Raw genomic sequence first — 605 nt, forward strand, 5'->3', positions numbered from 1 at the left:
GCGAACTCGGTGCTGTTGTTGCGGTTCAGGCCGCTCTGCACGACGGTCACGCCCGGCGAGGTCAGGGTCACGGTGCCGGTCGAGTTGGAGGCGAAGGCGCCGTTGTTGCGGCCGCCCTGGTCGAGGTTCACGTACAGGCCTTCCACCTTCAGCGTCACGGCCGAGGAGCGGAAGAAGTTCAGGAACGAGTCGGTCGGCAGGGCGTACTCGACGCCGGCGCCGGCGGCCCAGCCGGTCTGGAAGTCGTTGCGGGACACGCCCGAGCCGAAGTCACGGCCGCCGCCGCTGCCGTAGGCGAAGCCGCCGGTGCCGTACACGAGGGTGCGGTCGAAGGCGTAGCCGAGGCGACCGCGCACGGTGCCGAAGTAGTCGAGGCTGGAGAGGCCCGACGGGTTGTAGATCAGGTTGCCAGGCAGGATGCCGCCGCCAGCGACGCCGGGGGTGGCCGAGAAGCGGTTGCGGTTCTGGCCGAAGTCGACGTACTGCGCGTCGGCCTCGATGCCGATCACGACGCCCGAGCCCGGGGTGAACTGGTAGTTGTAGCCGACCTGGCCACCGCCGGTGAAGCCGTCGTTGCCGCGGCTGCCGCCGAAGGCGAGCACGCC

At 70.2% G+C, this 605-nt stretch carries 1 protein-coding gene; it reads right to left on the reverse strand.

Translation table 11 applies throughout. The features are described from left to right. Positions 1-605 (reverse strand): outer membrane beta-barrel protein (locus FV230_RS29085; RefSeq protein WP_147844813.1); only part of this gene is annotated, 605 nt, incomplete at both ends.

This window comes from Methylobacterium sp. WL6 (genome assembly GCF_008040095.1).
GTDB lineage: Bacteria > Pseudomonadota > Alphaproteobacteria > Rhizobiales > Beijerinckiaceae > Methylobacterium.